Source organism: Pseudoduganella umbonata, from assembly GCF_014192225.1.
Classification (GTDB): domain Bacteria; phylum Pseudomonadota; class Gammaproteobacteria; order Burkholderiales; family Burkholderiaceae_D; genus Rugamonas; species Rugamonas umbonata.
Genome location: NZ_JACHXS010000003.1, coordinates 164,643 through 190,328 on the forward strand (window position 1 = coordinate 164,643; position 25,686 = coordinate 190,328).

The 25,686-nt window shown below is 69.3% G+C and carries 17 protein-coding genes; 9 read left to right on the top strand and 8 right to left on the bottom strand.

Going from position 1 to position 25,686, the window contains the following annotated elements; genetic code table 11:
- Positions 1 to 86: 86 nt before the first annotated feature.
- Positions 87 to 1,148, bottom strand: a complete 1,062-nt coding sequence (locus FHS02_RS09520; RefSeq protein WP_137313204.1) for a hypothetical protein — start codon at positions 1,146 to 1,148, stop codon at positions 87 to 89.
- Positions 1,149 to 1,576: 428 nt separating this feature from the next.
- Here FHS02_RS09520 and FHS02_RS09525 point away from each other — a divergent pair, with 428 nt between their 5' ends.
- Positions 1,577 to 2,158: a M23 family metallopeptidase gene (locus FHS02_RS09525; protein ID WP_137313205.1), complete on the top strand. Its 582-nt coding sequence runs from the start codon at positions 1,577 to 1,579 to the stop codon at positions 2,156 to 2,158.
- A 10-nt stretch (positions 2,159 to 2,168) separates the two neighbouring features.
- On the opposite strand, the gene FHS02_RS09530 is transcribed toward FHS02_RS09525, so the two are convergent.
- Genes FHS02_RS09530 through FHS02_RS09540 form a run of 3 tightly spaced genes read right to left on the bottom strand, consistent with a single transcriptional unit; the run spans position 2,169 to position 5,648 of the window.
- On the bottom strand, positions 2,169 to 2,792 hold the full coding sequence (locus tag FHS02_RS09530; protein WP_137313206.1) for a PqiC family protein: 624 nt from the start codon (positions 2,790 to 2,792) through the stop codon (positions 2,169 to 2,171).
- Positions 2,789 to 4,408 carry a PqiB family protein gene (locus FHS02_RS09535; RefSeq protein WP_137313207.1) on the bottom strand — a complete coding sequence of 540 codons (1,620 nt, stop codon included), beginning with the start codon at positions 4,406 to 4,408 and terminating at the stop codon, positions 2,789 to 2,791. The genes FHS02_RS09530 and FHS02_RS09535 overlap by 4 nt, the downstream gene beginning before the upstream one ends.
- Positions 4,401 to 5,648 carry a paraquat-inducible protein A gene (locus tag FHS02_RS09540; RefSeq protein ID WP_137313208.1) on the bottom strand — a complete coding sequence of 416 codons (1,248 nt, stop codon included), beginning with the start codon at positions 5,646 to 5,648 and terminating at the stop codon, positions 4,401 to 4,403. Before FHS02_RS09540 ends, FHS02_RS09535 begins: the two co-directional genes overlap by 8 nt.
- A gap of 238 nt (positions 5,649 to 5,886) precedes the next feature.
- Here FHS02_RS09540 and FHS02_RS09545 point away from each other — a divergent pair, with 238 nt between their 5' ends.
- Positions 5,887 to 6,945, top strand: a complete 1,059-nt coding sequence (locus FHS02_RS09545; RefSeq protein WP_137313209.1) for an AI-2E family transporter — start codon at positions 5,887 to 5,889, stop codon at positions 6,943 to 6,945.
- Between the two features lie 6 nt (positions 6,946 to 6,951).
- Positions 6,952 to 11,310 carry a DEAD/DEAH box helicase gene (locus FHS02_RS09550; RefSeq protein WP_137313210.1) on the top strand — a complete coding sequence of 1,453 codons (4,359 nt, stop codon included), beginning with the start codon at positions 6,952 to 6,954 and terminating at the stop codon, positions 11,308 to 11,310.
- 271 nt (positions 11,311 to 11,581) lie between these two features.
- On the opposite strand, the gene FHS02_RS09555 is transcribed toward FHS02_RS09550, so the two are convergent.
- Entirely contained in the window at positions 11,582 to 12,493 is a 912-nt protein-coding gene (locus FHS02_RS09555; protein ID WP_137313211.1) for a LysR family transcriptional regulator, read from the bottom strand.
- Between the two features lie 119 nt (positions 12,494 to 12,612).
- On the opposite strand from FHS02_RS09555, the gene FHS02_RS09560 reads away from it, so the two are divergent.
- The 3 genes from FHS02_RS09560 (at position 12,613) to FHS02_RS09570 (ending at position 15,226) form a co-directional block, all read left to right on the top strand.
- Positions 12,613 to 12,822, top strand: a complete 210-nt coding sequence (locus FHS02_RS09560; protein WP_137313212.1) for a hypothetical protein — start codon at positions 12,613 to 12,615, stop codon at positions 12,820 to 12,822.
- 68 nt (positions 12,823 to 12,890) lie between these two features.
- Positions 12,891 to 14,426, top strand: coding sequence for a methyltransferase regulatory domain-containing protein (locus FHS02_RS09565; RefSeq protein ID WP_137313213.1), 1,536 nt, complete (start codon positions 12,891 to 12,893; stop codon positions 14,424 to 14,426).
- Between the two features lie 8 nt (positions 14,427 to 14,434).
- Positions 14,435 to 15,226, top strand: coding sequence for an AraC family transcriptional regulator (locus tag FHS02_RS09570; protein ID WP_137313214.1), 792 nt, complete (start codon positions 14,435 to 14,437; stop codon positions 15,224 to 15,226).
- 31 nt (positions 15,227 to 15,257) lie between these two features.
- Here FHS02_RS09570 and FHS02_RS09575 read toward each other — a convergent pair whose 3' ends face one another.
- The 3 genes from FHS02_RS09575 to FHS02_RS09585 form a co-directional block, all read right to left on the bottom strand.
- Positions 15,258 to 15,848, bottom strand: coding sequence for a LysE family translocator (locus tag FHS02_RS09575; protein ID WP_137313215.1), 591 nt, complete (start codon positions 15,846 to 15,848; stop codon positions 15,258 to 15,260).
- A gap of 84 nt (positions 15,849 to 15,932) precedes the next feature.
- Positions 15,933 to 17,597, bottom strand: coding sequence for an ATP-binding protein (locus tag FHS02_RS09580; RefSeq protein WP_371870561.1), 1,665 nt, complete (start codon positions 17,595 to 17,597; stop codon positions 15,933 to 15,935).
- A gap of 16 nt (positions 17,598 to 17,613) precedes the next feature.
- Positions 17,614 to 19,143: an ATPase domain-containing protein gene (locus FHS02_RS09585; RefSeq protein ID WP_137313217.1), complete on the bottom strand. Its 1,530-nt coding sequence runs from the start codon at positions 19,141 to 19,143 to the stop codon at positions 17,614 to 17,616.
- 292 nt (positions 19,144 to 19,435) lie between these two features.
- On the opposite strand from FHS02_RS09585, the gene FHS02_RS09590 reads away from it, so the two are divergent.
- The 3 genes from FHS02_RS09590 to FHS02_RS09600 all read left to right on the top strand — a co-directional run bounded on the left by FHS02_RS09590 (position 19,436) and on the right by FHS02_RS09600 (position 25,668).
- On the top strand, positions 19,436 to 21,385 hold the full coding sequence (locus FHS02_RS09590) for a methyl-accepting chemotaxis protein (RefSeq protein WP_137313218.1): 1,950 nt from the start codon (positions 19,436 to 19,438) through the stop codon (positions 21,383 to 21,385).
- Between the two features lie 85 nt (positions 21,386 to 21,470).
- On the top strand, positions 21,471 to 23,165 hold the full coding sequence (locus FHS02_RS09595) for a diguanylate cyclase (RefSeq protein ID WP_137313219.1): 1,695 nt from the start codon (positions 21,471 to 21,473) through the stop codon (positions 23,163 to 23,165).
- Positions 23,166 to 23,289: 124 nt separating this feature from the next.
- A complete protein-coding gene (locus tag FHS02_RS09600; protein WP_137313220.1) occupies positions 23,290 to 25,668 on the top strand; it encodes a hybrid sensor histidine kinase/response regulator in 2,379 nt (792 codons plus the stop codon).
- Positions 25,669 to 25,686: the final 18 nt, after the last annotated feature.

The following is a 25,686-nucleotide window of genomic DNA, read 5'->3' on the forward strand; positions in this document are numbered from 1 at the left end:
GCTCGACTGCCGCGGTCTATTTCGATCCATCGCAAACAGGAAGAGTCTAAAACAACGTAAGCGTCGAGCCTGCACCGTGGCCGTGCTCACCGCTCGATGCCGACGTACACCCCATTGCGGAAGTAGCAATTTGCCGAGGCACCCCACAGCTGGCTGATGTCAATGTACTGCATGCCTATGATGGTCTGGACACCCACCATCGGCCGCTTTATTTCGAACACTTGGCCGCAATTGGTGCGTGTACCGATATTGATTGTCTTGCGCATGACCTCAGCTTCACGCACGAGCTGCTGCATAAACTCCTCTCTAGCCTGCTGCGCTTTTTCCTGCCTGGTCTTATCGGCAGCGAGTTCAGCGGCCTTCTGCGCGGCGATGTTCGCCCTGGCGCTGCGCTTCAGATCGCCCATCTTTTTCGCGCCTTCAATACAGTAGGCAAACTTCTGTTCGAGGGCCGCCTGGTCATGGTCGTAATGAATGTCCACCGAGCCGTGGCGATACAAAGCATCCCCAGTCAGATCTACAGGAGACGTCGAGTCGGGATAGTGCGTGTACGGGAATGCCTTGGCGGCATCAACGAGTGCGTCGGTTTTCCAGTTAAATTTGGTCTCGTCAAAGTCACATGTGTTCGCGGACACTGACGAGAACTTCGTCCACTCCAACGGAGCCTGGATAAGCTTGCCCTCGGCATTATTGCCACACGCGACGACCCGGTCCTGTTTCCAAGTAATTGCATCGAGTTTCGTACCATCGTTCAGCGTGACGGCGTACTTGAAGTAAGTTGCCTCGCCAAGCTGTCTCTCCTTGGCGTCGACCGTAGCTGCCTTGATCTTGGAAAGGTTGATCAAATAGAAGCTGAGATTGGCGGTCTTCGTCAGGATTCCCGAGATTCCATCAAAGACGTACACCGGGACGCATACCTTGTCGAGTCCATGACGCTTCGCAACTTCACCCGGCTCCGAACGGGCCAGCAAGAAATCTCCTGTTCCCGCATTGGCTCCGAAAAAGTGCTGGGATCGTGCATTATTGTTGTCGAAATAGCGCGCGACCTTGGACGTATCTGTCTTCCATTCGACCGCGTGTGCTGCGACTGGCGTCATGAGAAGGGTTGCGAGCAGCGCACGCTTGCAGGCGCCGAGGAATTGCGTCATAAGAGAATGAGTGTACGGAGCGTTAATCGCAAAAGCTAATGGAAATACAGTGATCTACTGCCTGAAATATCGATTTTACACAGCCCTTTGTGTTTCCACAAGGCAATTTCATTGTATGTTCTAGAGGTTGTCAAGCGTCACCGGCTCGGCCAGATTTGCTGTGGAAGCTAGACGGTTACACAGTTCTACAAGGCTGCATTGGTCTCGGCATGGTCGTTTTACCTTGGCGCAAAGGACTGGCCGAGTCGGCTGATGCAGGGGTGTCACCAGGCTTCATTCATGGCGGCGCGCGGCGACAGTCACGCTGAGTCTGACACGTGCTCCACTGCGACCGATTTTCAGCACCACCGCGCGGACGGCCGCATCAAGTCTGGGAACGCCCCAACCCGTCCCCATCTGCCCGGTATCTCCAGCCCGTCAGATCCAGCATGCGAACGTTCCTGAAAGCCCTCGTGGTTGCCGTCATTCTCATGGTGGCCTACGAATTCCTGTCACCCACCATCGAACGCGCCCTGTACGCAATGCGGCTGGTGGCGATGCCCAAGCCGCAAATGCTCCCGGTGCCGGTCGAGGGCGTACGACCGCGCGCGCTGCGCGACACCTGGGGCGGCGCACGCAGCGCAGGCCGCAAGCACGAAGGCATCGATATCTTCGCCCGGCGCGGCACGCCCGTGCTGTCGAGCACCGAAGGCATCGTCACGCAGGTCGGCACCAACCGCCTCGGCGGGCTGGTGGTGTGGGTGATGGGGCCAGGCGGCCAGCGCCATTACTACGCCCACCTCGACCGCTATGCCGACGTGCAAGCGGGCATGCGCATCGAGGCCGGCCGGGTGCTGGGCTACGTGGGCGATTCCGGTAACGCGAAAGGTACGCCGCCGCACCTGCACTACGGCGTGTACGACGTCGGCGGCGCGATCAATCCTTATCCGCTGCTGCGCTGCACGGCAGCGAAGACGGAGGCTTCGGCCCCGCAGCCGGATTGTCCGGGCCAGCGCGATGGGCCGGCCTGATCCCTGGAACTCAGCATCCGGCCGGCCTGCCGCCCTGGCTGCCCTGCACTCCGGCGGCGATCGCCTCGGCGAGCCGGCCCAGCGCGGCCCGGTGCGCCGCCACCACCGCCTCGTAGCCGGCACCGGCGTCCTCGCGCAGCACGCTGCGGCACGTGAGCACGGTACTGCTGCCCACCAGCCGCACGCTCCACACGGCATCGACCAGCGCGTAGCTGCCCGGCACCGATTCGAAGCGCTGCACGTTGGTGCTGATGCGGTACACCGGCGCGCCGTCCGGCGCCGGCGTGCGGTAGACATCGATCGCGCCGAGCCGGGAGGTGACGTCCAGCGACAGCGCGCTGCCGATTTCGTCCGCCAGCGGGCCGGCCCAGCGGTGGTGATCCAGCACGTCGACCCGCCCTGCCGCGCCGTTGCCGACGACGAGCTGGTTGCGCTGCACCTGCGCCGGGATGTTCACGGCCAGCATTTCGACATACAGCTTGCCGGTCGTGGAAGCCGGCGCGGGAGCCGAGGCAGGCGGAACTCCACCGGCCAGCGTATAAAAGCGGTCGACGGGCGGCGCCGAGCAGCCGGCCAGCGCCGCGGCGAGGCCGAGCGCGGGCAAAGCGGTGCGCGCGTTGAACGGACGCTTCATTTTTTCTTCTCCTCCTGGGGTTTGCCGCGGATCAGCGACTCAGGGTGGCGTTCGAGGTACTCGGCCAGCGCGTCGATGGACTCCATCGTGCGCGTGACTTCCTGCAAGGTGCGGCGCAAGTCGGACTGCAGCGGCGCGTCCTGGGCCAGCAGGCTTTCCGCGCTGGCGAAGGTTTTACGGGCCGAGGCAAGGGTGTCCTTCACCTCCGGCAGCACTTCGCCGTCGAGGCGTTCCAGCGTGGCGGCGGCGCGCTCCAGCGTGGCCGTCGCCTGCACCAGCGTGCGGTCCAGGTTGGCACCGATGTCGTCGAACGGCACCTTGTCGAGCTTGCGGGCAATGCTCAGCAGCTGGCTTTGCAGCTCGTCCAGCGAGCCCGGCACGGTGGGCAGCACGAGCCGGTCCGGTTCCACCACCAGTGCCGCTTTCGGCGCGTTCGGGAAAAAGTCCAGCGCGATGTACAGCTGGTTGGTCAGAAGGCTGCCGGTGCGCAGCTGGCCGCGCAGGCCGCGGCCGATCATCCGGCCCATCGTGTCGTGGCCGGCCTGCACGTCGCCGGAATAGGCGTCCAGGAAGCGCTTGCCCAGGCGGCCGGGGTACAGGTCGATCGTGACCGGCATGCGGAAGACCTTGCGCACGCGGTCGAACTCCACGCCGACCGCGCGCACTTCGCCCAGCACGATGCCGCGGAAGTCGACGGGTGCGCCCGGCACCAGCCCGCGCAGCGACTGGTCGAAGTACAGCACCGCCGCCACGGCCGGGCCATCCGGCGCCCTCAGGGCCGCCGCACGGTCTTCGGCCAGGATGAAGCGGCTGCCCGGCGGCGCGGCCGCGGCGGGCTTGCGCCCGTTGCCCGACTCGAACGCGATGCCGCCCGTCGCCAGCGCCGCCAGCGACTGCGTGTTCAGCTTGAAACCGGCCGCGTCGAGGCGCACGTCGACGCCGCTGGCGTGCCACCAGCGCGTGTCGGTGCCGACGAAGCCCACGTAGCGGTCCTCGATGAAGACGGACATGTCGATGCCGTCGCCCTCCCGGTCCAGTTCGAACGAGGCCACCTGCCCCACGCGCAGGCGGCGGTAGTAGACGGGCGAGCCGATGCCGACCGAACCCAGGCTGTCGGCATGCAGCCGGTACTCGCGTCCCCTCAGGCCGGGCGGCACGGCCGGCGGCGTGTCGAGCCCGGTGAATTCGGTGGTGGTGTCACCCTTGCTGCCCGGCGCCGCGCCGATATAGGGGCCGGACAGCAGCGTGCCCAGGCCCGACACGCCGCTGGCGCCGATCTGCGGCCGCACCACCCAGAAGCGCGTGTCCGCGGCGGTGAAGCGTTTCGCTTCGCGCGCCATCTGGATCTTCGCGTCGACCCGGTTGCCGTCCTCGCCCAGCGTGACGGCGACGACTTCGCCGATGTCGACATCCTTGTATTTCACCCTGGTCTTGCCGGCCTCGAGCCCCTCGCCGGTGGCGAAGCTGACGACGATCGTCGGGCCGCGGCTGGTCATCCAGTCGATCACCTGGGTGGCGCCGATGACGGCGGCCAGCACCGGGATCAGCCAGATCAGCGACGGCAGCCAGCGGCTCGGCCGGTCGACGGCGGGTGGCGGAAGGTCTTGCTCAGGCATGCGATTCTCCGTTAAGCGGGTCCCAGATCAGCCGCGGATCGAAGCGGCTGGAGGCGATCATCGTCAGGATCACCACGCAGCCGAAGGCCAGCGCACCGGGGCCGGCGGTGATCACCGCCAGCGTCTGGAAGCGCACCAGCGCCACGGTCAGCGTGACGACAAAAATATCGAGCATCGACCAGCGGCCGATGAATTCCACCATGCGGTACACCCGCGTGCGGCCGGCCGGCGCCCAGCGCGAACCCCATTGCGCTGTGCCGGCCAGCACCGCCAGCGCCACCAGCTTCGATACCGGCACCAGCACGCTGGCCACGAAGATCACGATGGCCAGCCCGGGCGAGCCGGTTTCCCAGAACAGCACCACGCCGCTCATGATCGTGTCGCCGCCGGTGCCGCCGATCGATTCGGTATACATCACCGGCAGGATGTTGGCCGGCACGTACAGCATCGCGGCCGCCGCCAGCAAGGCCCATGTCCACGTGATGCTGTTGGGGATGCGGCGATGCAGTACGGCGCCGCAGCGGCGGCAGTGCCGCCCCTCGCAGGCACCGCCGTTGAGCAGGCCGCACGCGTGGCAGTCGATCGGTTGCGCGGGTGCCGCCTCCTCCGGCGGACGTGGCGCCGGGTCGATCTGCTCGCCCAGCGCCCACAGCGCGCGCGGCTCGTAGCGCAGCGCCACCGCGGCCAGGATCGTCAGCGCGGCAAAGGCGAACAGGCCCGGATGGGGAATCACCCGCGCCAGGCTGGTCATCTTGATGGCGGTGACGAGGATGCCGATCATCAGCACTTCCGTCATCGCCCAGTGGCGTGCGCCCTGCACGACCCGCAGCAGCAGGTGGAAACCCGGCGGCCGGCGGCCGCGCAGCAGCCCGGCCGACACGTACAGCAGCGCGCCCAGTTCCAGCGCCGGGAACGCCACCGCAAAGAAGAACACCATCGCCGCGATCACTTCCATGCGCTCGTTCCACAGCACGCCGATGGCCTGCAGCAGCGTCGCGCCCGACGTCAGGCCGTTCATTTCCAGCTCGACGATCGGAAAGCACTGCGCGATCAGGTACACCAGCACCGCACCCAGCGTGACGGCCACCATCGATGCCGGGGTGGGCGCCGGCCCGTGCGCAAACCATCGATACAGCACGTTGCCGCAGCGGGTGCAGCGGGCCCGCTGGCCGTCCGCCAGCGGGCGCCACCGATACAGCGCGCCGCAGTCGTGGCAGCCGACCGGCTCTCCCTCCGTCATGAACACGCCTTTCGCGCGGCGGCGCAAGGCAGGCAGCAAGACACACGGCAATACAAATCGGTTCGCGGCATCGGTTCTCCGGGCATGGCGCAAAGGCGGATCTTGTCATTATCGCCAGATGAGCGGGTGCCAACGCGCACGATAGGCACACGCCGGCCACGGCGATACCGGAAAACTTGTCCGTTCGGCTATGATGGGGCTACATCGTCTACCTGCACAACTCCACAATAAAAAATCCATGAAGCGCTACACTCTGCCGCAATCCTCGTTCCTGCTGCTCCTCGGCGTCGTCACGCTGGCCTTCTTCTGGATCCTGCTGCCGTTCTCCGGCGCCGTGTTCTGGGGCGTGGTGTTCGCCATCGTCTTCGCGCCGCTGTACGCCGCCCTGCTGAACGCGCTCGGCAACCGCCCCAACTCGGCGGCGCTGCTGGCGCTGCTGCTGATCCTGCTGATGGTGATCATGCCGCTGACGATGATCGCCGCCTCGCTGGTGGACCAGGCATCCGCCGTGTACAGCATGATCAACACGGGCCAGATCGATTTCAACGTGATGTTCCAGCGCGTGATCGCCGCGCTGCCGGCGTGGGCGTTGTCGGTGCTGGAGCGTTTCGAACTGACCAATATCGCCATGCTGCAGGACAAGCTGACGGCCGGCGCCGCGCAGATCAGCCAGGCGGCGGCGCGCTACGCGATCAATTTCGGCAGCAAGGCGCTGGATTTCATGATCAGCACCACCGTCATGCTCTACCTGCTGTTCTTCCTGTTCCGCGACGGCCGCACGCTGTCGGCCCGCATCAAGCGCGCCGTGCCGCTGGCGTCGCGCTACAAGAAACCGCTGTTCGACAACTTCATCACCGTGATCCGCGCCACCGTCAAGGGCAACGTCCTGGTGGCGATGGCGCAGGGCGCGCTCGGCGGCCTGATCTTCTGGCTGCTCGACGTGCCGGGCCCGCTGCTGTGGGCCGTGGTGATGGCGTTCCTGTCGCTGCTGCCGGCCGTCGGCGCGGCGATCATCTGGGGGCCGGTGGCGATCTACTTCCTGATCACCGGGTCGGTCTGGCAGGGTGTCGTGCTGGCGCTGTACGGCGTGCTGGTGATCGGCCTGGTCGACAACGTGCTGCGCCCGATCCTGGTCGGCAAGGATACCAAGCTGCCCGACTACATCGTGCTGCTGTCGACGATCGGCGGCATGGCGCTGTTCGGCCTGAACGGCTTCGTGATCGGCCCGGTGATCGCCGCGCTGTTCATCGCCGCCTGGAACCTGTTCGCCAACGCCGACGAGTTCCACGCCGAATAAGGCCGCATGGCGATCGCATCGCGCCCCCGCTACGCCTTCCATCCCGCGGTCGCCGCATGGTTCGCCGCGGCCTTTTCACGCGGCGCCACCGAGGCCCAGCGCCACGCCTGGCCACTGATCCAGGCCGGCAAGGACACGCTGGTCGCCGCGCCGACCGGTTCCGGCAAGACGCTGACGGCGTTCCTGGCCGCGATCGATGCGCTGGTGCGGGAAAGCCGGGAGCAGGCCCTGCCCGATGAAACGCGGGTGCTGTACATCTCGCCGCTCAAAGCCCTGTCGAACGATATCCGCGTCAACCTGCTGGAGCCGCTGGCGGGCATCGACCGCGAACTGGCGGCCCTCGGCCTGCCGCCGCACGGCATCCGCAGCGCCGTGCGCACCGGCGACACGCCGCAGGCCGAGCGCAACGCGGCGCGCAAGCGCCCGCCCCACATCCTCGTGTCCACGCCGGAGTCGCTGTACGTGCTGCTGGGTTCCGACAGCGGCCGCGCCATGCTGTCCACTGTGCGCACGGTGATCGTCGACGAGATCCACGCGGTGGCCGGCAGCAAGCGGGGCAGCCACCTGTCGCTGAGCCTGGAGCGGCTGGCCGCGCTGCGCCAGGTGCCGCCGGTGCGGGTCGGCCTGTCGGCGACGCAGAAGCCGCTGTCGGTCGTGGCGCAGTTCCTGGCCGGTGCCGGGCGGCCCTGCTCAGTGGTCGACGTGGGCCATGTGCGGGCCCGCGACCTGGGCCTGGAACTGCCGCCGGTACCGCTGGAAGCGGTGATGCCGAACGAAGTGTGGGAGCGCGTCTACGACCGGCTGGCCGAGCTGTCGGTGCTGCACCGGACCACGCTGGTGTTCGTCAACACGCGGCGCATGGCCGAGCGGATGGCGCGGCACCTGGCCGACCGCCTGGGCGGCGAGCACGTGGCGGCCCACCATGGCAGCCTGGCGAAGGAATACCGGCTCGATGCGGAGCAGCGGCTGAAGCGGGGCGACCTGCGCATGCTGGTCGCCACCGCGTCGCTGGAACTGGGCATCGACATCGGCGACGTCGACCTGGTCTGCCAGATCGGTTCGCCGCGCAGCATCGCCGCGTTCCTGCAGCGCGTCGGCCGTTCCGGCCACCACGTGGGCGGCCTGCCGAAAGGCCGGCTGTTCCCCACCTCGCGCGACGACCTGGTCGAATGCACCGCCCTGCTCGACTGCGTGCGCCGCGACGAACTCGATACGCTGCACGTCCCGGTTGCCCCGCTCGACGTGCTGGCGCAGCAGATCGTGGCCGAGGTGGGCAGCCGGGAGTGGCACGAGGATGCGCTGTTCGACCTGGTACGGGGGGCGATGCCGTATGCCGCGCTGGCCCGCGACCGCTTCGACGCCGTGCTGCGCATGCTGACCGAAGGCTTCAACAGCCGGCAGGGCGTGCGCGGCGCGTACCTGCACCGCGACGCCGTCAGCGGCACGGTGCGCGGCCGGCGCGGCGGGCGGCTGACGGCCGTCACCTCGGGCGGCGCGATTCCCGACAATGCCGATTTCACGGTGCTGCTGGAACCGGGCGGCCAGAACGTGGGCACCGTGCACGAGGATTTTGCGGTGGAGAGCCTGGCCGGCGACGTGTTTCAGCTCGGCAACACCTCGTACCGCATCGTGCGCGTCGAAGCGGGCAAGGTGCGCGTCGAGGATGCCCGCGGCGCGGCGCCGAATATCCCCTTCTGGCTGGGCGAGGCGCCGGGCCGCAGCGACGAGCTGTCGCTGGGGGTGGCGCGCCTGCGCGGCGAAATCGACCGGCTGCTGGGCGAGAAGGAGGACGGCGAGGAGGCGATCGAGCATGCCATCGGCTGGCTGTATGAACACCTGGGCCTGGGCGACGATGCGGCGCGCCAGGTCGTCGAGTACCTGGCCCGGGCCCGCGCCGCGCTGTCCGCACTGCCCACCCGCGACACGCTCGTCATGGAACGCTTCTTCGACGAATCGGGCGGCATGCAGCTGGTGCTGCATGCGCCGTACGGCAGCCGCATCAACCGGGCCTGGGGCCTGGCGCTGCGCAAGCGCTTCTGCCGCACCTTCAATTTCGAACTGCAGGCCGCGGCCACCGAGGATGCGATCGTGCTGTCGCTGTCGGAAAGCCACAGTTTTCCGCTGGACGAAGTATGGCGCTACCTGCGCTCGGCAAGCGCGGAGCACATCCTGATCCAGGCGCTGCTCGACGCGCCGCTGTTCAACGTGCGTTGGCGCTGGAACGCCACGACGGCACTGGCCCTGCCCCGCTTCGCCGGCGGGCGCAAGGTGGCGCCGCAGCTGATGCGGATGAAAAGCGACGACATGCTGGCCGCCGTCTTCCCCGATGGCGCGGCGTGCCTGGAAAACATCGTCGGCGAGCGCGAACTGCCCAGCCACCCGCTGGTGGACCAGACGGTCGACGATTGCCTGCACGAGGCGATGGACAGCGAAGGCTGGCTGGCGCTGCTGCGGCGCATCGAGGCGGGCGACGTGCGGCTGCTGTCGCGCGACCTGCCGGCGCCGTCGCCGCTGGCGATGGAAATCCTCAATGCCCGCCCCTACGCCTTCCTCGACGACGCGCCGCTGGAAGAACGCCGCACCCAGGCCGTGCTGAACCGCCGCTGGACCGATCCGGCGTCCACCGACGATCTCGGCGCGCTCGATGCCGGCGCCATCGGCGCGGTGGCCGAGGAAGCGTGGCCGCGCCCGCGCAATGCCGATGAAATGCATGAAGCACTGGTGGCGCTGGCCTGTATCACGCGCGACGAAGCTGCCGCCAACGAAGGATGGCAGGACTGGATCGACGCGCTGGTGAAAAGCGGCCGGGCCACGCGCCTGACTGGCGGCGGCGCCGATTGTTACGTGGCGCTGGAACGGCTGGCCTGCCTGCAGGCCGCTTACCCGGATGCCGTCGCCACGCCGCCGCTGGCGATCCCCGAGCGCCTGGTGGTGGATGGCGACGATGCCTGGACGCGCGACGCCGCGCTGGTCGAACTGCTGCGCGCGCGGCTGTCCGGCTTCGGGCCGCAGACCGTTGCCGCCATCGCCGCGTCGCTGGGCCTGCCGGACAGCACGGTGACGATCGCGCTGGCGGCGCTGGAAAGCGAAGGCTACGTGATGCGGGGCCGGTTTACGCCCGGCGCGGTGGATGAACAATGGTGCGAACGGCACCTGCTGGCGCGCATCCACCGCTACACCATCAAGAGCTTGCGGCGCGAGATCGAGCCGGTGGAGCGGCAGGATTTCATGCGCTTCCTGTTCGAATGGCAGCATGTCGGCGAGGACACCCGGCTGCAGGGCAGCGATGCGCTGCCGCAGGCGCTGGCCCAGCTGGAAGGCTATGAAGCGGCCGCCGGCGCGTGGGAGAGCGAGATCCTGGCGACCCGTGTCAGGGAATACTCGATGCTGTGGCTCGACGACCTGTGCCGCGCCGGGCGCATCGTGTGGACGCGCGTCGGCGCGCCGACCAGCGCCAGCGGCGGCCCGGTGCGCGGCACGCCGCTGGTGCTGCTGCCGCGCCGGCAACTGGCCTTGTGGCACGCGCTGCCGGCGGTCGCCACCGAAGTACAGGTATCGTCGCGCGCGATGCGCGTGCTCGATGCGCTGCGCGCCCACGGCGCGATGTTCTTCGACGAGCTGGCGCACGACGCGCGGCTGCTGGGCGCCGAACTGGAAGATGCGCTGGGCGAACTGGTCGCCACCGGCCTCGTCAACGCCGACAGCTATGCCGGCCTGCGCGCAATGCTGGTGCCGGCCAACAAGCGCAACACGATGGACCGCAAGCGCCGCCGCGGCGCAGGCCCGACGATGGAGGAAGCGGGCCGCTGGGCGCTGGTACGCCGCGCCGACGGCGTGGCGATCGCCGAACGGGGCGCTGCCGCCGACCCGGGTCCCCGTCCTGCGCCGGCGCGGCGCCCGCGCACCGAGCCGGCAACGCTGGAACACATCGCGATGACCTTGTTGCGCCGCTACGGCGTGATGTTCTGGCACCTGCTGGAGCGCGAGGCGGGGTGGCTGCCGGCGTGGCGCGAACTGCTGCCGGTGTACCACCGCCTCGAAGCGCGCGGCGAGATCCGCGGCGGGCGCTTCGTGGCCGGGCTGTCCGGCGAACAGTTCGCGCTGCCCGAAGCCATCCCGCTGCTGCGCGAGATGCGGCGCCGGCCTCACGACGGCGCGCTGGTGGCGGTGTCCGGCGTCGACCCGCTGAACCTGTGCGGCATCCTGCTGCCCGGCGACAAGGTCCCCGCCCTGGCCGGCAACCGCGTGCTGTTCCGCGACGGCGCCCCCGTCGCCACGCTCATTGCGGGAAAATTCGCCTACCTGCAGTCTCCCGATCCCGCCGAACGCGAGATGCTGCACGCCCGGCTGGTCGCGCAGAGGTAAGCGCACCGATAAGCGCATAAGCAGTCGTTATGCAGATGTCGCAGATAGCGGCCGAGCAGCAGTGGACTGTCCCCGCATGGGGACTGTCCCCGGTTTTTTGCGGACGTCGGCGTAATACAGACAAAAACCGGGGTCCGGGACCTGGTGTCGGACACCGGCTTCATGGTGTCGGACACCGGTTTTCCAGCGTGGAGGTTCCCACATGCCGGCAAAAAACCGGTGTCCGACACATGAATGTGTCCGACACCAGCGGCACATCCTCCTCTGCGACTCATCCCCCACCCGGCTGACTACAAGCAAAAATCGCATCCCGCAACCACCGGTGCCCCGGATCGTCATCCCGCCGCGCATGCCACGCCTGCTGGTACGAAAAACTGGGCAGCGCGAACGGCGGCTTGAACCGCCGCAGCGCCTTGTGCGACGCCATCGCGCCGCTGGTGCGGCTGGCGGCGGTCAGGATCAGGTCGGTACCGGCAATCAGCTCCACCGCGGCGCTCCAGTGCGGCAGCGCGACGGCGATGTGGCGCTGCAGGCCCAGTTCGCCGAGGGCACGTTCGATCTCGTCATGCGAGTCGGGCCGCAGCGCCAGCTTCACGTGCGGGCGGCGCAGGAACTCGTCCAGCGTTAGCCCGCCCTTGGGCGGCAATGTGGACTTGTCCGCCAGGCTGATGAACTCCTCGGCAAACAGGTCCTGCACGTGGATCGTATCGGGACGGTCGGGAAAGATGCCGAGCGCCACGTCGACTTCGCCATCGACGAGCTGGGCCAGCATCGCATCCCGGCTGGCCTGGCTGACCGCCAGGTCGATACCCGGCGCATGGCGGCGCACGTAACGCACCAGCGGTGGCAGGATCAGGCGCGCCGAGTAGTCGGACAGCGTGAGCCGGAAGCGCCGCTGCGCCGCGGCCGGATCGAACTGCTGCGCGGCCAGCAGGCCATTCAGCGTGCCCAGTGCCTCCGCCAGCGGTTCGATCAGCGACAGGGCGCGCGGCGTCAGCGCCATCTGCCCGTCGCGGCGCACCAGCAGCGGGTCGTCGAAGTGCGCGCGCAGCTGTGCCAGCCCATGGCTGACCGCCGGCTGGCTCTTGTGCAGCCGCAGCGCGGCCCGCGTGACGTGCTTCTCCGCCAGCAGCGCGTGCAGCGTCAGCAGCAGGTTCAGGTCGATACGCCGCAGCTCATCCATTGCAATCATCCATCGCAACCGTCCATCGCAGTCAAACCGAAAATATTATTCATGCGACGAATAGTACACGTGCACCAGAACGATTTCCATCGATCCCGCGCATGCGCGACACTGGGCCCATGAATACCAGGACCGCCTTCCTCGCCCTCCTTCCCGTTGCCGTCGCCCTGCTGGCCGGCGCGGCACTGCCGTTCCAGGACGCCGCCACGGGCGCCGCGCCGGGCCACCCGCCGTGGGGCACCGTCGTCTCGCTCGCCGCCGGCGGCATCATCGCCCTGGCGGTCGCACTGCTGCTGCGCCTGCGCACCGGGGCACCGCCGCCGCGGTAACGACAAGTCTGGCCCCGGGCCGCATGCCTGGCTTACACTGGCGGAATCGTCAACGACAGGAACGCCACATGCCCGACTGGTCCGCAGGCTATGTATCCGACATCGGCTACACGTACGGCGTGTATCCGGAGCTGAACCCGCTGCGCGTGCGCCTGGCGTTCCTGAACGCCGGGCTGGTGTTCCCGGAGCAGGGGCACGCGTGCGAACTGGGCTTCGGGCAGGGCGTCAGCGTCAACGTGCATGCGGCGGCATCGGCCACGCAATGGCACGGTACCGACTTCAACCCCGTGCAGGCCGGCTTTGCCCGCGAGCTGGCCGCCGCGTCGGGCGCCGACGCCCACCTGGGCGACGCATCGTTCGCCGAATTCTGCGCCCGCCCCGACCTGCCCGACTTCGACTTCATCTGCCTGCACGGCGTGTGGAGCTGGGTGTCGGACGAGAACCGGCACGTGCTGGTCGATTTCGTGCGCCGCAAGCTCAAGGTCGGCGGCGTGCTGTACATCAGCTACAACACGCAGCCGGGCTGGGCGGCACTGAGCCCCGTGCGCGAGCTGATGACGCGCCACTACGCGACGATGACGGTGCCCAGCGCCGACATCGGGCAGCGCATCGGGCAGGCGCTGGGTTTCGCCGACGCGCTGCTGGCCACCGATCCCGGCTTCGTGCAGGCCAATCCGCACATACCGGCCCGGATGGAACTGCTGAAGGCATCGAGCACGGCCTACCTGGCCCACGAATACTTCAACCGCGACTGGCAGCCGATGTCGTTCCCCGCGCTGGCCGACTGGCTGGCGCCGGCCAGGCTGGATTTCGCCTGCCCGGCCACGTACGTCGAGCATATCGACAGCGCCATCGTCACGCCGGAGCAGGCCCGCTTCCTGCAGGGCGTGACCGACCCGGCACTGAAGCAGATGGCGTTCGACTTCATGATCAACCAGCAGTTCCGGCGCGACTACTGGGTGCGCGGGGCGCGCCGGCTGGCGCCGCTGGAACGCGCCCGGCTGCTGCGGGGCCAGCGGGTGGTGCTGGTGATGGCGCCGGACGACGTGGCCTACACCGTCAAGGCCGGGCAGATCGAAGTGGGCCTGAACGAAGCGATGCACCGCCCCGTCATCGAAACGCTGGCCGATCACCTGCCCCGCACGATCGGCGAGCTGGAAACGGCCTGCGCGGCGGCCGGGCTGACGGCCGTGCAGACCCAGCAGGCCGTGTTCCAGCTGGCCGGCACCCAGCAGGTGCAGCCCGCGCAGGACGACGCGGCCATCGAACGGGCATTGCCGGCCTGCCGCCGGCTGAACGAACACCTGCTGGCGCTGGCCGAACATCGCGGTGACATCCATTACCTGGCTTCGCCCGTCACCGGCGGCGGCATCCCGGTACCGCGGCTGCACCAGCTGTTCCTGCTCGGCCAGGCGCGCGGCCACGGCCAGGCCGGAGAACTGGTCGCGTTCGCGATGGCGCTGGGCGCCGGGCGGGACTTGCGGCCGGTGCACGGCGAGGCGGCTGCCACGGTGGACCAGCAGGTCGCGCTGCTCGAACGGCAGGCCGCCGCATTCCTGCAGCGACGGCTGCCGGTGCTGCAAGCACTGGCGGTGGTATCCTGAGCGGCACCATGAGCACTCCGACCTTCTGGCGCGACGACGCCCTGCCCTTCCTCGAAGCGCGCGCCATCGCGGACGGCCGCGGCATCTGCTACGCGAAGCACTCGCATGAAACCTTCTCGATCGGGTCGATTACGGGCGGCGAGAGCGTCTACCTGAACGGCCGCGTGCGCGAGCACGTGGGGGCAGGCACCGTGGTGCTGATGAATCCCGGCGACGTCCATGCCTGCAATCCGCTGGGCGAACAGCCATGGTCGTACCGCATGTTCCATGTCGACAGCCGCTGGCTGGCGGCGGCGCAGGGCCGCGATGCCTTCCAGCCTTACGCCGCGGCGGCCAGCCACGCTCCCGGGCTGTTCGCGCGGCTCGAAGCGCTGTACGCGACCTGCATCGACGCGGCCGCCGGCACGCTGGAAAAGCACGGTGCGGCACTCGACTTCTTCACATCCATGCACGACACGCTGCAGCCGGCACCGGCCGCGCCGCTGCCGGATCACCAGGTGCGGCGCGCCGCGGAATACCTGCGCGCGCACCGCGCCGGCAACCCCACGCTGGACGACCTGTGCGGCGCCACGGGACTGTCGCCGTCCTACCTGATCCGCGCGTTCAAGGCCCGCTACGGCATGACGCCGCATGCCTGGCTGGTCGACTGCCGCATCCAGTACTGCCGCGAGCAGCTGCGGCGCGGCAGGCCGATCGCCGACGTGGCGCTGGAGGCCGGCTTCGCCGACCAGGCCCACCTGCAGCGTGCGTTCAAGCGCCACGTGGCGGCCACGCCGGGCCAGTACCGCAAGGTGCGCTAGCCGTCAGTCGCTGGTTGTCGATCGCACATGATCAATCCGCCAGCAGCAGCCAGGCCGCGCTGCCGGCCAGCAGCAGCGCCATCGCCCGGTTGAGCAGCCGCACACGCGCCGCATTGGCCAGCCAGCCGCGCAGCGCCGTTCCCGCCCACGCCCAGCAGAAGATCGACAGCCAGCAGACCACGAAGTAGATGGCGGCGAAAATCCACACGAGCGCGCCGCCGCCATCGGCCGCGTACGCACCCATGCCGGAGACGGCGGCCAGCCAGGCCTTCGGGTTCAGCCACTGCATCGCCGCGCCGGCCAGCAGCGACGGCCCGCGCGCGGCGCCGTCGAACGACAGTTCGCCATCGTCGGCCGCCAGCCGCCACGCCAGCCAGAACAGGAAGGCGATGCCGGCCCAGCGAACGCCGGCGACCAGTCCAGGCCACCGTTCGACCAGCTGGTAAAGGCCCAGCCCGACCAGCAGCAACAGCACGGTGAACCCGATCGTGGCGCCGCTGACGTGGCGCATGCTGGCGGCCAGGCCGTGGCGGGCCCCGGCGCCGAGCGCCACGATGTTGACGGGGCCGGGCGTGATCGAAGAGGCCAGCGCGAAGGCGGCCATCGACAGATAAAGAGTCATGCGAAGCGCTCCTGGATCGAAAGAAGCGCCACGATAGCGGCCCGGCGTGCTCCCGTATTGAACGGAATTGCCCTCGCGAGCAGCTTACGTCGCCGGCACGGCGCCCAGCGCCCTGCGCACGGCTGCGCCCAGCTCGGCGATCAGGAACGGCTTGCGCAGGATTTCCACGCCACCCGCGGCATCCCGGATCGCATCCATGTCGGCATAACCCGTGGCCACCACCACCGGCAGGCCGGCGAAGCGGGCCCGCGCCTGCCGCGCCAGCTCGGCACCGGTCATGCCCGGCATCAGGTAGTCGGTCACCAGCACGCCGGGCGGCCCGTGGGCCAGCGCGTCGAGCCCGGCGGCGCCGTCGGGTGCCTGCTCGACCTCGCAGCCCAGCAGCGCCAGCGCATCGACCATGCAGGCGCGCACGAAGGCATCGTCCTCGACCACCAGCACCTTCAAGCCGGCCAGCTGCGGCTCGTGCCCGGCCGTATCCACCTCGGGCACGTCGCCGGCGCCGGCGGCCGGCAGCCACATCTCGACCGTGGTGCCCTGCCCCGGCATGCTCTCCACGCGCGCGATGCCGCCCGACTGCCGCGCCATGCCATACACCTGGGACAGGCCCAGGCCGGTACCCTTGCCCACCGGCTTGGTCGTGAAGAACGGCTCGAACACACGGGCGGCGATGTCCGCGCTCATGCCGGGGCCGTTGTCGGACACGGCCAGGCGCACGTAGGCGCCGGCGGCACTGTCCGGCAGCAGGCCTTGCGGCGGCCGCGGCCGCGAGGCGTGCAGCACGATGCGCCCGCCCCCGGGCATCGCGTCGCGGGCGTTGATGACGAGGTTCAGCAGCGCCATCTCGATCTGGCTGGTGTCGGCCAGCACGGCATTGGTTCCCGATGCAACGCCGGTGACGAATTCGAAGGTATCGCCCAGCAGCGGGCGGGCCATCTGCAGCACGGACTCGAACAGCCCCATCACCGGCAGGGGCCGCAGGTCCAGCGTCTGGTTGCGGGCAAACGCCAGCAGCTGCGCAGTCAGCCTGGCGCCCCGTTCGCACGCCGCCTTGGCCGTTTCGGCACGGCGCCGCACTGCGGCATCGGTGCTGGTGAGCAGGATCAGCTCCATGCTGCCCTGCACGACATTGAGCAGGTTGTTGAAGTCGTGCGCCACGCCCCCTGTCAGCTGCCCCAGCGATTCCATCTTCTGGTACTGCAGCATGGCTTGCTGGGCCTTCTCGCGCTCGATCACCTCGGCGGTCAGCCGGTCGTTGGCTTGTGCCAGCGCGCGCGTGCGCTCGTCCACCCGGGTCTCCAGCGTGGCATTCAGCGCGGCCAGCTCGTCCGACACCCGCTGGCGGTCGGCCAGCACGGCGCGCGCCTGGTACTGGCGATGCCGGGCCCGCAGCGCCGCGCCGGTGGCGCTGCCGAGCGTGTCCGCGCTCAGCGGGCGCTCCAGCAGGATCACGTTGCCCAGCGCGGAAAACAGCGCGCCCGCGCGGCTGGAGCCCGGCCCCAGCCGCCGCGACAGCAGCACGATGAACGGAAAGTCCGACCACGGCTCCTGCGCCGCCAGCCAGTCGTGCAGCGGCGCCAGGTCGGCGCCATGCAGCGCCTCGTCGGTAACGATCGCCGTCGCGGCGCCGGCCATGACGCAGGCGGCCAGCGCACCGAAATCGGCCACGGTTTCGCAGCGCACCCCGTGGCGGACGATGACACCGGCAATCACTTCGGCGTCCCGTCCGCGCGGGGCGAGTACGAGCACCCGTGCTTCGGCCGCCTCAGCCCCGGACATCGGCGGCCGACATCATCGCGGTATCCCCGCGGTAGCTCGGTAATCCCGTCAGCACGCCTTCGAAACCGACCAGAGGCGCGCCGATGCCGATGCCCTGGCTGTGCAGCGCCAGTTCGTGGATCGTCAGCGCGTGGCTGGCGGCGCGGCTTTTCACCACCGTGATGGCGCGCCGCAGCATGCCGCCGGCCTCGAAGAAGCGCATCAGCAGCGTCGAGTCGCTGAGGTAGCTGAGGTCGACTTCGCGCTCCATCTGCCCCACCAGGCCGTGCTCGCCCAGCACCAGCATCGTCGTCACGCCCTTCTGGTTCAGGTAAGCCAGCAGTTCGTGCATCTGCAGCGTCAGGTACTGCTCGCCGGGCATGGCCTGCAGGTAAGCGTTCAGGCTGTCGATGGCCATGAAGGTCACGCCGCCGGTTTCCACCGCGTCGCGCAGCATCTGCGCGAACTCGCCCGGCGACAGTTCGGCCGGGTCGACGTGGCGCAGCGTCATCTGGCCGCTGGCCAGGTGCGGCGCCACGTCCATGCCCAGCGCCGCGCTGCGCGCCAGGAAGGTGCCCATGCCTTCGTCGAACAGGTAGAACGCGGCTTTCTCGCCCCGCTCCAGCGCGGCCAGCATGCAGCGCATGGTCACGGTGGTCTTGCCGACACCGGACGGCCCCACGATCAGCGTGTTGGTCCCGGCAACCAGGCCGCCGCCCAGCAGCGTGTCCAGCCCGTCGTTGCCCGTGGGGCGCGCGACCGGCGTGAAGGCGCCGGCATGCTCGGCCGCCACCAGGCGCGGGAACATGCGGATGCCGCCCTTGTCCAGCACGTAGTCGTGGTAGCCGCCGCGAAACTGGATGCCGCGCATCTTGATGATGTTGACGCGGCGCCGCTCCTTGCCGAATTCCTGGGCGATCTGCTCCAGGCTGATGACGCCGTGCGAAATGCTGTGCAGGTGCTGGTCGGCCTGGTTGGTCTTGTCGTCCAGCAGCAGTACGGTGCACGCGCGCGCCGAGAAAAACTGTTTCAGGGCCAGGATCTGCCGGCGGTAGCGCAGCGGATTCTGCGCCAGCAGCCGCAGTTCGGACAGGCTGTCGAACACCACCCGCGCCGGGCGCACCCGGTCCACCCGGTCCAGCACACCCTTGGTGGTTTCGCCCAGCTCCACCTCGGCCGGATGCAGGATCGACTGCTGCGCGTCCGGATCGAGCGCGACTTCGTCGGCCAGTTCGAACAGGTCGATGCCGTCCAGCGACCAGCCATGGCTTTCCGCCACGGCATCGAGCTCGTCGGCCGTCTCCGACAGGGTGATGTACAGCCCCGCTTCGCCCCTGGCCCGGCCGTCGAGCAGGAACTGCAGGCCGAGCGTCGTCTTGCCGGAGCCGGGCGAACCCTCGACCAGGTAGACGCGTTCCGCGGTCAGCCCGCCGCACAGGATGTCGTCGAGGCCGGGAACGCCGGTGGAAACGCGGCGTGCCGGCTTGCGGGCCGCGCGGCGCGAAGCTGGAGGTGAGGAAGCGGGAGGTGTAGTCATTCTGGTCATCCGGGCTGATACCGACAGGCCAATTATATGGCAGGGCAGCAAATTGGCGCGGCCGACAGGCTGCAGGCCCCTGCTGCACGGTTGACAAGACGTTGGCGCCGATATAACGCCGCACCGCCGATCTGTTGTTCTGGCGACGCAGTGGCTCGTGAAATGCATGCCGCGACGCCCCGCCACACGCGTGCAGGCCGGGAACGAGGCTAACATTGCCGCCTGGATATACGGCACGCGGTATCGGCATGCCGCCCCCGGCTCTCGGAGAAATTCACATGAAGAAACGCGCATGAAACTGGCAACCATCAACCCGGCACGGGGCGCGCTGTCGCTGAATGCCCGCATCAGCCTGGCGGCGTCGGCGCTCGTCATCGTCAGCCTTGCCATCACCGCGACGGTGACCGGCATCCGCGGCCGCGACACGGCGCACGACGCGGCCATGCACCTGGCCCGCACCACCGCTGCCGAAGCGGCCGCCGCGCTGCAAGGCCGCCTGGGCGGCAACATGGCCGCCGTGGCCACGCTGGCCGGTGGGCTGCGCAACACGCTGGCCGACGGCCCGGCGCTGAACCGGGACCAGGTCGACAACCTGACGAAGGCGGTGCTGCTGGGCACCGAGGACCTGGTCGGCGTGTCCGCCACGATGGAGCCGGATGCGCTCGACGGCAGGGATGCCGAGTTTGCCGGCCAGGGCCCGCGCTTCGACGCGAGCGGCCGCCACATGCCGTATTTCACCCGCGCGGCGAACGGCGGCGTTTCCGTCGAACCGATCGTGTTCGTCGCCACGCCGGGCGGCAACGACTGGTACGACGTGCCGAAAAACACCGGCAAGCGCTATTTCTCGGAACCGTATTCCTACCCGGTCAACGGCAAGGATGTGCTGATCGCATCGATGGTCACGCCGATCATGGTCGAGGGCAAGGCACGCGGCGTGGTCACCGGCGACTTCATGCTCACCAAGCTGTCCGGCATCCTGGCCGGCATGCAGACCATGGAGGGCGGCGAACTGGCGCTGGTCTCGCATGGCGGCCTGTACGCCAGCCATCCGGTGGCGGCCCGCAACGGTAAGCGCGCCGACGACCTGCCGGCCGCCGCGCTGGACGCCATCCGCGCCGGCAAGCCGTACGAGTACAGCGCCGGCGGCATCGTCCACCTGCTGCAGCCGGTGCGGCTGCATGACGATATCGCGCCGTGGTCGGTGCGGCTGTCGTTCCCGGAAAGCGTGGCCACGGCGCCGGCGCGCCAACAGCTGATGTATACGCTGCTGGCCTCCGCACTGTGCGCGCTCGTCGCCGCGGTCGCCATGGTCTGCGTGCTGCGCCGCCTGACCCGGCCGCTGCGCACGCTGGCGCGCACGATGACGCAACTGGCCGGCGGCAATGCCGACCTGTCGGCCCGGCTGGCCGTCAAGGGCAGCGACGAGCTGGCCGTGATCGCCACCGGCTTCAACGGCTTTGCCGCCAAGATCGAGCGCGTACTGGCCCTGGTGCGCGACAGCTCCGGCAGCGTGGCCACGGCCAGCGCGGAAATCAGCCGCGGCAACCTGGACCTGTCGGCCCGTACCGAGCAGCAGGCCAGCGCGCTGGAGGAGACGGCGGCCTCGATGGAGCAGTTGACGGGCAGCGTCCGCCAGAATTCCGACAACGCCGCGCAGGCCCGTCAGCTGGCGGCCAATGCGTCGGAGGTGGCGCGGCGCGGCGGCGCCGTGGTGGCCCAGGTGGTCGATACGATGGCGGCGATCGATGCGTCGTCGAGCAAGGTGGTGGACATCATCGCCGTGATCGACGGCATCGCGTTCCAGACCAATATCCTGGCCTTGAACGCGGCCGTGGAGGCGGCGCGCGCCGGCGAACAGGGCCGCGGTTTCGCGGTCGTCGCCAGCGAAGTGCGCACGCTGGCCCAGCGTTCGGCCAGCGCGGCGAAGGAAATCAAGGCGCTGATCGGCGATTCGGCGGCCCAGGTGCAGCGTGGCAGCCTGCTGGTCAGGGATGCCGGCGCGACGATGGACGGCGTGGTCGCCAGCGTGCGCCAGGTGGCCGACATCATTGCCGAGATCGCCGCTGCCGGCGCCGAACAGAGCGGCGGCATCGGCCAGGTCAACCAGGCCATCGTGCAGATGGATGGCGTGACGCAGCAGAACGCCGCGCTGGTCGAGGAAGCCGCCGCCGCCGCCGAAAGCCTGCAGCAGCAGGCCGACACGCTGGTGGCCCTGGTCGGCGAGTTCCGCATCGGCGCCTGACGGCGAGGCGGCGGGCGCCGATGCGCGCCTGGCCCGCCGAAACTGGTACAGTTGCGTTTTGGCATCACCGGAACCGCCGTACCCCATGAAAGTCGAAACCAAGCTCAAGCTCGCCGCCGCCTGCATCGTCGTCGTCATGTCGGCGATCGCCCTGCTCCCCCACTTCGTCACCGCCAGCGTGACGGAGGTGATGGCGGAACTGGATAAAGCGATCGCGCGCGAACGCGAGTACGGCGTGCTGCTCAATTACCTGAGCGATGCCGAAGCGGCCGAGCGCGGCTATGTGATCACGGGCCGGCAGGAATTCCTGGAGCCCTACCACGAAGCGTTGGCCGCGCTGCCGGCCGTCGGCAAGGCGCTGGGCACCGGCCCGATCCCCGCGGCGGAACAGAAGGCGCTGGAGGATATCGCCCGGCTCACGGCGGCAAAGACCGCCTACATGCGCGAGGTGGTGCGGGTGCGCTCGGCCGACGGCGCCGAGGCGGCCCGGGCGCTGGTCGACACCGGTCGCGGCAAGCAGTACATGGATGAGCTGAGAGTGCGCATCGGCGCCCAGGAAACGGCCTATGCGAATTACCGCGCGGGCTTGCGCGCCCAGCTTGCCGCCCGCTCCAGCCTGGCCGCGAACGTCACCAGCGTGGCCACCGCGATCGATATCGTGCTGCTGATCCTGGCGGGCCTGGCGGGCAACCGCGTGCTGACCCAGCGCCGCAAGGCCGAGCAGCATGCCAACGACATCTCGCGGCAGCTGCGGCTGACCGCCGACATCGCCGAGCGGCGCAATGTCCAGCTGCAGAGCGGCGGCGAAATGCTGCACGCGCTGGAACTGGCCGAAACCCTCGAGGAAGGCGCGCAGATCGTCGCGCTGTACTTCAGCCGGCTGCTGCCGGCACTGTCCGGCTCCATGTACCTGTACCGGCATTCGCGCGACATCCTCGAACGCAAGGCCACCTGGGGCCAGGCGCACGACCCGGACATCATCGAACCGCTCGACTGCTGGGCCCTGCGCAAGGGTACCCAGCATTTCACGCACGGCGACGAAGGCACGCTGGCCTGCCGCCACGTGGCGGAGTCCGGCGCGCGGCTGCCGCGCATCTGCGTGCCGCTGGTGACGCAGGGCAACGTGATCGGCTTCATCACCGCCGAAGGGATGGCGCTGGGCCAGGACGACAGCGCCACCGAACGCGCATGGATCATGCAGCTGAGCGAACAGGTGGCGCTGGCGCTGTCCAACGTCCAGCTGCGCGCGTCGCTGCGGCACCAGTCGGTGATCGATCCGCTGACCCAGCTGTACAACCGCCGCTACCTGGACGAAACGCTCAAGCGCGAACTGGCGCGGGCCGTACGCCGTGGCGCGCCGCTGGCCGTGATCATGCTGGACCTCGACCATTTCAAGCGCGTCAACGACACGTTCGGCCACGAGGCCGGCGACCTGCTGCTGCGCCACGTGGGCACCCTGCTGCTGCAGTCGATCCGCGGCAGCGACGTGGCATGCCGCTATGGCGGCGAAGAGCTGATTCTGCTGCTGCCGGACTGTTCGCTGGAGCATGCCACGGCCCGCGCCGGGCGGCTGCGGCAGCAGATCCGTGCGCTGAACCTGGCGGTCAACAAGGATGTGCTCACCGCTTCGGCCTCGTTCGGCGTGGCAGCCTATCCGGTGCATGGCGATACTCCCGAAGCGCTGCTGCAGGCGGCCGACGCGGCGATGTACGCCGCCAAGCACGGCGGGCGGGACCGGGTCGACGTGGCGCCGCTGCCGGCGCCGGTACCGGTCCAGTAACCGGCACAGGTACCGGCGCAGTTACCGAATCCACCACCTGCCGCGTGACGTGCGCGAGGACGCCGCGGGCATTGCTAAACTGTGGCTCAGTCAAGTAAGGCACACGCCACACGACAAGGCATACATGTTCGGAGACGCTCGCGTTGTACGCAGGATGGCCTCGCTCGGCACGCGCGCCCGCTGGGGCGGCGCCGTCCTGGTGGCGGTGCTGGCAGTGGCGCTGCAGATGCTGCAGTGGCGCTTCGACGGCGGCCGCGCGCCCTTCCTCGTGTTCTGCCCCTTCCTCGTGTTCGCGGCCGCCGCGTTCGACCGCGGCCCGGCCCTGCTGGTGTTTTTCACCGGCCTGGTGGCCGGCGCATGGATGCTCGAACCGGACGGTTCCCTGCCCGGCTGGGCCGGCAGCGACCCGGCGGCCGTCGCCGCGTACTCGCTGCTGGGCCTGCTATCGATCTACCTGGGCGGCCTGGGGCGGCTCTACGCCTGGCGCGCGCTGCGCGCCGAACAGGCGCTGGCCGACGAGCGCGTGGCGCAGAGCGAGGCGCAGCGCGACCACCTGTACCACCTGCTGCTGCAGGCGCCCGGTTTCGTGGTCATCCTGCGCGGCCCCGCGCACCTGATCGAACTGACCAACACGGATTTCGACGCGCTGGTCGGCCGCGGCGGCCTGGTCGGCACGCCGTTCGCCGGCGCCGTGCCGGAACTGGCGTCGGCCCACCTGGTGGCCCAGCTCGACGCGGCGTTTCGCAGCGGCACGTCCTATGCGGCGCGGGAAACGCCGGTACATGTCGGCACCGGTGCCAGCCCGGCGGACCGGCTCCGCTACATCGACTTCGCGCTGCAGCCGATCGGCGACAACGGCCGGCCGACCGGCGTCTTCCTGTCCGGCGTCGACGTCAGCGAGGCACGCCGCGCGCGCGAAGCGCTGCTGCTGAACGAGGAACGCCTGAAGGAGGGCCTGATGGCGGCGCGCATGGCGGTCTGGGAATTCGACCTGCCGCGCAACGAGGTACTGTTTTCCGACAGTGCCGTGTTCCTGTTCGGCGCCTCGCTAGACGTGTTGCGCCAGCCATGGCACCTGATCCACCCGGACGACCTGCCCCGCGTGCTGGAAGCGCGCGCGGCCGCGATCGCCCGGCGCGGCGACTACCAGATGATCATACGGGCCCGGCGGGCCGACGACGGTTCCGCCCTGTGGCTCGACCTGCGCGGCCGCTGCATCGTCGGCGCCGACGGCGAGGTGCGCAAGCTGCGCGGCGTGACGCTGGACGTGACGGCACGCGAGGTGGCCGAGCAGGGATTGCGCACGGCCGAGCGGCGCAAGGACGAATTCCTGGCGATGCTGGCACATGAGTTGCGCAATCCGCTGGCGCCGATCAGCGCCGCGGCCACGCTGCTGCAGCGCGGCATCGCCCAGCCGGCGCAGGTGGCCATGGCCGCCGCCATCGTGGCGAGGCAGTCGGCCCACCTGTCGCGGCTGGTGGACGACCTGCTCGACGCGGCACGCATCAGCCGCGGCAAGGTCGAACTGGTGCCGCGCGCGTTCGACCTGCGCGACGCCGTGCGCGACGCGCTGGAACAGGTCCATCCGCTGCTGGCCGCCCGGCACCACGCGCTGGAGGCGGCACTGCCGTCCGGGCCCGTGGGCGTGGATGGCGACCGCGCGCGCCTGACCCAGGTGGTGGCCAACCTGCTCAGCAATGCGATCCGTTTCACGCCGGCGGGCGGCCGGATCGGCGTCGAACTGGCCATTGTCGACAGCGGCGGCGGCAGCGGGGACGGCGCCGGCCACGCGCAACTGACCGTCAGCGACAATGGCTGCGGCATTTCAGCCGATCTGCTGCCGCACGTGTTCGGGCTGTTCACGCAGGGGGAGCGCGGCGCCGACCGTTCGCAGGGCGGCCTGGGCATCGGCCTGGCGATCGTTTCCGGCCTGGTGGCGCTGCATGGCGGCACGGTGCACGCGGCCAGCGACGGCCCGGGACGCGGCGCCCGCTTCACCGTCACGCTGCCGGCCATCGCGCTGCCGCCGCCGCCCGCCGCCGCGGTTGCGCCGGCCGTGGCGGCAAGATCGCTGGACCTGCTGCTGGTGGACGACAACCGCGATGCCGCCGATACGCTGGCGATCCTGCTGCGCGGCGCCGGGCACCGCTGCGACACCCGCTACGATGCGGAATCGGCGCTGGCCGCGGTCCGCGCGGCGCAGCCCGACGCCTGCATCCTCGACATCGGCCTGCCGGGCATGGATGGCTACACGCTGGCGCGCGAGATCCGCGCCATTGCCGGCGACCGCGCGGGCGGCCGGGCCGGCGATCCGGAGCGCAGGGGCATCGTGCTGTTCGCGCTGAGCGGCTACGGCCGGGCGGAGGACCGTGAGCAGGCCGCGGCAGCCGGTTTCGACCGGCATTTCGTCAAGCCGGTGGCGCCGGACGAGCTGCTCGGCGCCCTCGCCGCCGCATCTGCCGCGTCCGGAGCGGCGACTGCCAGCGCGGCCGGCGGACGCTGACGCGCACCGCTTGCCACA